This window comes from Bradyrhizobium cedriense (genome assembly GCF_054602315.1).
Genome location: NZ_JBTSWB010000015.1, coordinates 53,396 through 60,736 on the forward strand (window position 1 = coordinate 53,396; position 7,341 = coordinate 60,736).

The following is a 7,341-nucleotide window of genomic DNA, read 5'->3' on the forward strand; positions in this document are numbered from 1 at the left end:
CCGGCGAAAATCCCCATGAGGCTCGCAACGACGCTGGCCACGCGACTGGCCATCGCGATGATCCTGCTGGTGGCGGTGACCGTGGCCGCAGTCGGATGGTTGGGCTATCGCAACACCACACGGGCCGTCATTCCACGGGTCCTGGAGCGGGTTGAAGCCCAGTCACGCCTGCTCGCGACCAATCTCGAATCCTACGTTGCGGGCGTGCGCGGCGATCTGATCGGCTATCGCGCCGCAGCGGCCATCAATGGCCTCATCCGAGCTCAGACCGGTGGAGGAATCGACCCCACTGACGGCGTCTCGGAGCAAACCTGGCGCGAGCGTATCGCGACGCGGCTCGCGGCCGAGATCGAGGCCAAGCCGATCTATGGGCAGTTTCGGATCATCGGTGTCGATAACGACCAGCGCGAACTGGTCCGCGTCGATCGCTCCGGACCGGGCGGAACGGCACGGATCGCCCCGGACGGCGAACTGGAGCGCAAGGGCGACCGAACCTACTTCAAGGAAACGATGCGGCTCGGGCCCGGCGAGATTTACGTGTCGCCCATCGATCTAGCGACCCGCCACGGGGGAACTACGGCGGCTCGCGCTCCGACTTTGCGGGTCGCGATGCCTCTGTTCGCATCCGAGGGCAAGCCGTTCGGCATCATCGTCGCCAATGTCGACATGCGCCCGGCACTCGACCGCGTCCGCTCCACCACGACCTCAGGAGGAGAGATCTACGTCGTGAATTCGCGCGGCGATTATCTGATCCATCCCGATCGCACGCGGGAATTCGGCGCACCGCATGACCGTCCCAGCGACTGGCGCAAGGACTTTCCATATTTCGCCGCCTTGGCCGGCACGCTGGAAGTCTCCACGCAGCTCATGACGGATGGTGCGGGCCGGCCGAGCGGCGCGGCGATCGCGCCAGCGATGCTCGTGGGCAAGGAATGGGTCGCAATCATCGAGACGATTCCAGCGCCTGTGTTCGGCCTCGTGCCAGGAGCCATCCAGAAAACCTCCTTGGTCGTCGGTGTGCTGGCCGTGCTCGCAGCGGCCTCGCTCGCAGTGCTGCTGGCGCGTTCGTTGACACGCCCGATCGGGCGGCTCACCGCGGCGGTGCAGGCCATCGGCAGCGGACGTCCCGCGGAGATTCCCGTCGATGCCGGCGGCGAGACCGGCGTGCTGGCGCGGGCGTTTGCCCGGATGGTGGAAGAGACGCAGGCGAAGACCGCCGCGCTCGAACGCGAAATCGGGGAGCATCGCCGCACCGAGGCCGCGCGAAGCCATCACGCAGCACGCGAGAGCCTGTTCAGTGCCGCGGTGGAATCGTCCGACGATGCGATCGTGATGCAGACGCTCGATACCGTCATCACGGGCTGGAATCCGGCCGCCGAGCGGCTGTACGGCTATTCGGCTGACGAGGCGATCGGCAAGCCCACGTCGATCATCGTGCCACCCGACCGCCGCGAGCACGGCAAGGACTATCTGCGACGGATCGCGCGGGGCGAGCCGATCGAACGCTTCGAAACGGTACGCCTGCACAAGGACGGCACGCCGGTCGAGATTTCGCTGGGCCTGTCGCCGATCAAGGGACCCTCGGGCGAGATCATCGGCGCCTCCGGAAGCGCGCGCTGCCTGACCGAAGCCCGGCGCGCCGAGCGGGCGCTGCAGCAGCAGCTCGAGGAGCGGCGGCAGATCTTCGAGACATCACAGGACCTGATCATGATCATGGATGCGCGGGGCCATATCGCGCAGGTCAGCCCGAGCAGCGAAGCCATTCTCGGCTATCGGCCGGACGAGATGATCGGCCGCAGCGGCGCCGACTTCATTCATCCAGACCATCTGGAGCAGTCCCGCGCCGAGATGCGCGCGATGCGGCAGGGCGAGCGCGTCAAGATCTCCGACACCCGCTGCTTCCACAAGAACGGGCACGAGGTCTGGCTATCCTGGCTCGGCAGCTGGTCAGGGCCGGCGAAGCGCTTCTTCTTCGTCGGGCGCGACATGACCGAGGCTCGGCTCGCGCAGGAATCGCTGCTCGAAAGCGAACGGCTCGCCCGCAACATCGTCGAGACCTCGCTCGACGCCTTCGTCCAGATCGACGAGACCGGCTGCGTCCTGAACTGGAATTCGCAGGCCGAGCAGCTTTTCGGGTGGCGGCGAGACGAGGTGCTCGGCAAGAGCACGATCGACCTGATCGTCGCCGAGAGCGAACGTGGCAGGGTGAGAGCCGGCCTGAAGCGCTTCCTCGAAAGCGAGGACGGCAGGGCGCTGAAGCGCCGTCGAGAGCTGATGTGCCGCCGCCGCGACGGCAAGGAGTTCACGGCCGAACTGAGCGTCACCGCGCTGAAGCGCCGCGAAGGCTTGCTGTTCAACGTCTTCTACCGCGACCTCACCGACAAGATCGCGGCCGAGGAGCGCATCCGCCATGCCGATAAAATGGAGGCTGTCGGCCAGCTTACGGGCGGCGTGGCGCATGACTTCAACAATATTCTGACCGTCATCACCGGGACGATCGAGATTCTCGCGGAAGCGGTCGCGAAGGAGCCGCAGCTCGCGGCCATCACGAAGATGATCGACGAGGCCGCCGCGCGGGGCGCCGATCTGACCCAGCACCTGCTCGCCTTCGCGCGCAAGCAGCCGCTCCAGCCGCGCGAGATCGACATCAACTCGCTGATCGTCGACACCGCGAAACTGTTGCGGCCGACGCTGGGCGAGCAGATCCAGATCGAATCGGTGTTCGAGGACGAGAACTGCGTCGCGATCGTCGATCCCAACCAGCTCACCACCGCGATCCTCAACCTCGCGCTCAATGCTCGCGACGCCATGCCCAACGGCGGGAAGCTGATCCTGGAAACTGGCGCCGCCTATCTCGACGAGGTCTATGCCAGCGTGAACGACGTGCCGCCGGGGCACTACGTGCTGATCGCCGTGAGCGACACCGGCACCGGCATTCCCGCGCACATGCTGGCCAGGGTTTTCGACCCCTTCTTCACCTCGAAGGGACCGGGCAAGGGCACCGGGCTCGGGCTTTCTATGGTCTACGGCTTCATCAAGCAGTCCACAGGTCACATCAGGATCTACAGCGAGGAGGGCCACGGCACCACGATCAAGATGTATCTGCCGCCCGGCAAGACGCCGACCGCAGTTGGAGAGGGCGTGACGGCGGCGGCCATCGAGGGCGGACACGAGACGATCCTCGTCGTCGAGGACGACCAGCTGGTGCGGGACTACGTGCTGGCGCAACTGCATTCGCTGGGCTACGTCACCTTGCAGGCCGCGAACGCCGCGGAGGCGCTCGCGATCGTCGCCGCCGGAAAGCAGTTCGACCTTCTGTTCACCGATGTCATCATGCCCGGCAAGATGAACGGCCGCCAGCTCGCCGATGAGCTCCAGAAGACACGTCCCGATCTCAAGGTGGTCTACACGTCCGGCTATACCGAGAACGCGATCATCCATCACGGCCGGCTGGATTCGGGCGTTCTGCTGCTCGCAAAGCCCTACCGCAAATCAGATCTGGCGCGGATCATCCGCAAGGCGCTGATCGGGTGACGTTTGGGAGCCATTCCGGGAACGGCCAGCACGGTCCGGAATCTCGGGATACTCAGGTGCGCGATTGCGCACCGTAGTTCGATGCTCCGGATCGTCCCGGAATGACGAAGAATGTCCGCGATGCAACCAGCCGCTACGACGCCCGCTGGGCCGCGGTCATCACGATGCGAATCAGATCGGCGGCATTGCGCGCGCCGAGCTTCTTCATGATGTTGGCGCGGTGATCCTCGATGGTGCGCGGACTGATGCCGAGCGTGCGGCCGGCCTCCTTGTTGGATGCGCCGGAGGCGAACTGCTCCAGCACCTCGCGTTCCCTGCGCGTCAACGGCTCGCGTCCGGGGAAATGCAGCGAACCGAACTTCGGCGACGCATTCTCCGCCTGCCTGCGTGCAAAGGCGCCTATCGCCTCGTCGAGCCGGCCGACGATCTCGCTGCCGCGGAATGGCTTCTCGATGAAGTCGAGCGCGCCGCTCTTGATTGCCCCCACCGCCATCGCGATGTCGCCTTGCCCGGAGATCATGAAGATCGGCGCCGGATAGTCCTCACCTTGCAACTCCTTGAGGATGTCGAGACCCGACTTTCCGGGTATATGCACGTCGAGCAGGATCGCAGCCGGTGTGCGGCTCCGCGCGACGGAGAGCAGCGCTGCACCGTCGGCAAAACAGATCACCTCATAGCCCGCCGCCTTCAACACCATCGACAAGGTGTCGCGAACGGCAGGGTCGTCGTCGACCACGAAGATTTCACCGCGAGAGCTTTGTTCGGCCATGTGCCACATCCGGTTGGCATGAAGGACTCGCGTCCACGCCAATCCTTATGGCGTTCGGCGCGGATTCGGCCCACCCGCATTTCTACGGGACATGGACTTAACGCACAAGTAGCGGCATGGCGCCTAATTGCGGGGGACGGAGAATATCCATGCTGAATTTGGCCGACACACCGCCTCCTGCCGCACCGCCCGAAGTCGAGACCTGTGAGTTGATTGCAGCGGACCTTCGCTTGCTTGTCGCAGGGATCGAGACCAGTATGCGCCGGATCGCCGCAGCCATGGATCAAGGGTACGGCAGCGATCCCGAAGGTTCCGCGGACGTCTTCTTGCTCGATGACGTCACGCCCCGGTATGCCACCGCGAGCGCAGCCCTCAACGCCTGCCGGGCAAGCCTCGGCCATGCCTTGCAATGCCTGTCGGAATTCGGCAACGCGGCGGACGACCGCGTCTGATCGCGTGGCAGCTCCGCGCTTCAGGCGCGGTGCCGTTCCACGATCGCGTCGGTGGCGACACCACCCCAGGTGTGAATCGCCGGCAGTCCCATCGCGGTCTTGCCGAGATTGGCGAGGCTGATGCGCAAGGCCGCGAGATCCAGCGGCTTCGGCAGACTTTGGAGCTCGATCCCGACGGAACGGGCGAAGCTGCGGGCGGCGCTGCGGCGCTTGCCCTCCATACCGCTGATGACGATCACGGAACCTGCAAATTTCGCGTTCGCCATTTCGCGCAGCACGTCGATGCCATCGCCATCCTCCAGCACGAGATCGAGCGTCACGCAGTCGAAGCGCGCGGCGCGGAGCTTCTCGATGGCGTCCGCTACCGAGGGCGCAACGGTGACTTCGTGGCCGGCCTGCTTGGCAGCGACCGTGATCAGGCGGCGCTGCGTGGCGTCGTCATCGACCACCAGGAGCTGAAGCGCACGCCGCTCGGCGGCATCGGGCAGATTCGACGGGCTGGGAGAAAGAGAACTTCTGGGCATTGCCGTATCCTGGATTGAGACCGTCAACGGATACACGGCTCGCGCTTAGGCCACGTAAAGCTGCTGCGGCCAATTGATTCGGATGTTTTCAGCAAATGTGAAGCAATGCGCCGGGAAGCGTGGCGACAGCTGCGGCCAGATCACGCCGCTGCGTCATGGCCGCCGGCCGCACCGCGTTTCTTCCTGTTCTTGCCGCGCAGGAACTGGATGTCCATTTCGGCGCCGTTGACGCGGACCAGCTCGCAGCGACGGTAGGCGAGGCCCGTCGACGACAACAGCAGGAAGAACTCCTTCAGGTTCAGCCCCTGGATCGAGCCCTCGACCGTGAGAATGGCATCGGTGTCGGAGATCGCGTTGAGCTTGCAATCGCGCCGCCAAGTGCCGTCGATGGCCATGATGCAGACATCATAACCGCGGCTGAACGTCACGCGCTCTGCACCCTTGCCGTCTTCGGCCATGCCTATCGTCCCACGACCGCCGCCATGCGCGGCGCCACACCGGCGAGAACCGGCTTGGCGGCCGCCGCACGCGGGTCGTTCGGCTTGTAGAGGCCGCGCCGCTCCGGAATCGGCCTGAACGTATCGGTCAGTCCGACCACGGTTTCGGCGGCGCCCAGCACCAGGAAGCCGTCCGGCTCGATCTGGCGCGCCAGGCGGTTGAAAATGTTGATCTTGGTATCCTGATCGAAATAGATCAGCACGTTGCGGCAGAAGATGACGTCGAAAGTGCCGAGCTGGGCGAAATCGTGCAGCAGGTTGAGCTGCCGGTGCTGGATCATCGCGCGCAGTTCGGGATTGATCTGCCAGGTCTCGCCGGTTTGCTTGAAATACTTGACCAGCATCTGGATCGGCAGGCCGCGCTGCACCTCGAACTGGCTGTAGACGCCGGCCTTGGCCTTCTCCAGCACCTCCTGCGAGAGGTCGGTCGCAATGATCTCGACGCGCCAGCCGGTGAGCGCCGCGCCCATCTCCTTGAGGCACATCGCCAGCGAATAGGGCTCCTGGCCGGTCGATCCGGCAGCACACCAGATGCGTACGCTGCGTTTGCCGGCGCGCGCCTTGATGATCTCCGGCATGATGTGGTCGCGAAAATGATCGAACGGGACCTTGTCGCGGAAGAAGAACGTCTCGTTGGTGGTCATGGCTTCGACCACGTCGGTGATCAGCTGGCGCGAGCCGCCTTGCAGCTTCTGCACCAGCTCGGCAATGCTCGAGAGTCCCGTCTTGCGGGCGAGCGGCAGCAGCCGGCTTTCAATCAGGTATTGCTTGTCTGCGGACAGGTCGAGGCCCGAATTATCCTTCAAGAACTTGCGCAGATACTCATACTCGGTCGGGTTCACGGAAGACCTCTTGAAGTTAGCGGACGCGTTCAGGCGGCGGTCTCTTCGCCCAGCGGGATCAGCCCCACCTCCTGAAATTTCGCCATCACGATGTCCTTGTCGAAGGGCTTCATGATGTATTCGTTGGCGCCGCCGCCCATTGCCTTTGTGATGTGGTCGATCCCGGTCTCGGTGGTGCAGAACACGACCATGGGCTCATCGCCGCCGGGCATGCGGCGCAGTGTGCCGAGGAACTGGAAGCCGTCCATGACGGGCATGTTCCAGTCGAGAAGAATCGCTTCCGGCATTGCCTTCTTGCAGTGGACCAGCGCCTCGACGCCGTCTTCGGCCTCGATGACCTGAAAGCCCAGCGCCTCGACAATACGGCGCGCGACTTTTCGTACAATGCTGGAGTCGTCAACCACCAAACACGTCTTCATCTTGGATCTCCCGCTAAAATTTCTTCTGTGAGAACTCAGGCAGCCATTTGCACTTCGGTCTTGAGCTCAAGGATGCGATCGACGTCGAGGACGACCATGAGCTGTCCGTCGAGGCGGTGGACGCCGCCGGCGAGCTTGGCCATGCGGGGGTCGAGGTTGACGGGGTTCTCTTCCATCCCTGCCTCGGGCAGGCGCAGCACCTCGCCGATCTGGTCGATCAGCAGGCCGTAGGATTCGCCGCGCAGGTCGACGCCGACCGCCATCGGGGTCTTGCCGTCATCGTCCCTGGGCAGGCCGAGGCGCG

8 protein-coding genes are annotated in these 7,341 nt (G+C 64.5%); 2 read left to right on the top strand and 6 right to left on the bottom strand.

The genetic code is table 11. The features are described 5' to 3' along the window. Positions 1–15: 15 nt before the first annotated feature. Positions 16–3,534: a PAS domain S-box protein gene (locus ACYCVF_RS36340; RefSeq protein WP_459604885.1), complete on the top strand. Its 3,519-nt coding sequence runs from the start codon at positions 16–18 to the stop codon at positions 3,532–3,534. Positions 3,535–3,667: 133 nt separating this feature from the next. Here the strand turns inward: ACYCVF_RS36340 and ACYCVF_RS36345 are convergent, their stop codons facing one another. Beyond that, a complete protein-coding gene (locus ACYCVF_RS36345) occupies positions 3,668–4,303 on the bottom strand; it encodes a response regulator transcription factor (protein ID WP_459604886.1) in 636 nt (211 codons plus the stop codon). A gap of 149 nt (positions 4,304–4,452) precedes the next feature. Between ACYCVF_RS36345 and ACYCVF_RS36350 the strand changes: the two genes are divergently transcribed. Continuing rightward, entirely contained in the window at positions 4,453–4,755 is a 303-nt protein-coding gene (locus tag ACYCVF_RS36350; RefSeq protein WP_459604888.1) for a hypothetical protein, read from the top strand. Between the two features lie 20 nt (positions 4,756–4,775). On the opposite strand, the gene ACYCVF_RS36355 is transcribed toward ACYCVF_RS36350, so the two are convergent. From ACYCVF_RS36355 to ACYCVF_RS36375, 5 genes are all read right to left on the bottom strand, one after another. Next, positions 4,776–5,279 (bottom strand): response regulator, encoded by a 504-nt coding sequence (locus tag ACYCVF_RS36355; protein ID WP_459604889.1) that lies wholly within the window; start codon positions 5,277–5,279, stop codon positions 4,776–4,778. A gap of 140 nt (positions 5,280–5,419) precedes the next feature. Continuing rightward, on the bottom strand, positions 5,420–5,737 hold the full coding sequence (locus tag ACYCVF_RS36360) for a hypothetical protein (RefSeq protein ID WP_011083221.1): 318 nt from the start codon (positions 5,735–5,737) through the stop codon (positions 5,420–5,422). Between the two features lie 2 nt (positions 5,738–5,739). Then, positions 5,740–6,618 carry a CheR family methyltransferase gene (locus ACYCVF_RS36365; RefSeq protein WP_459604890.1) on the bottom strand — a complete coding sequence of 293 codons (879 nt, stop codon included), beginning with the start codon at positions 6,616–6,618 and terminating at the stop codon, positions 5,740–5,742. Between the two features lie 29 nt (positions 6,619–6,647). Continuing rightward, positions 6,648–7,037 (bottom strand): response regulator, encoded by a 390-nt coding sequence (locus ACYCVF_RS36370; protein WP_061027458.1) that lies wholly within the window; start codon positions 7,035–7,037, stop codon positions 6,648–6,650. 35 nt (positions 7,038–7,072) lie between these two features. After that, positions 7,073–7,341 (bottom strand): chemotaxis protein CheW (locus ACYCVF_RS36375; protein ID WP_459604892.1); only part of this gene is annotated, 269 nt, incomplete at its 5' end.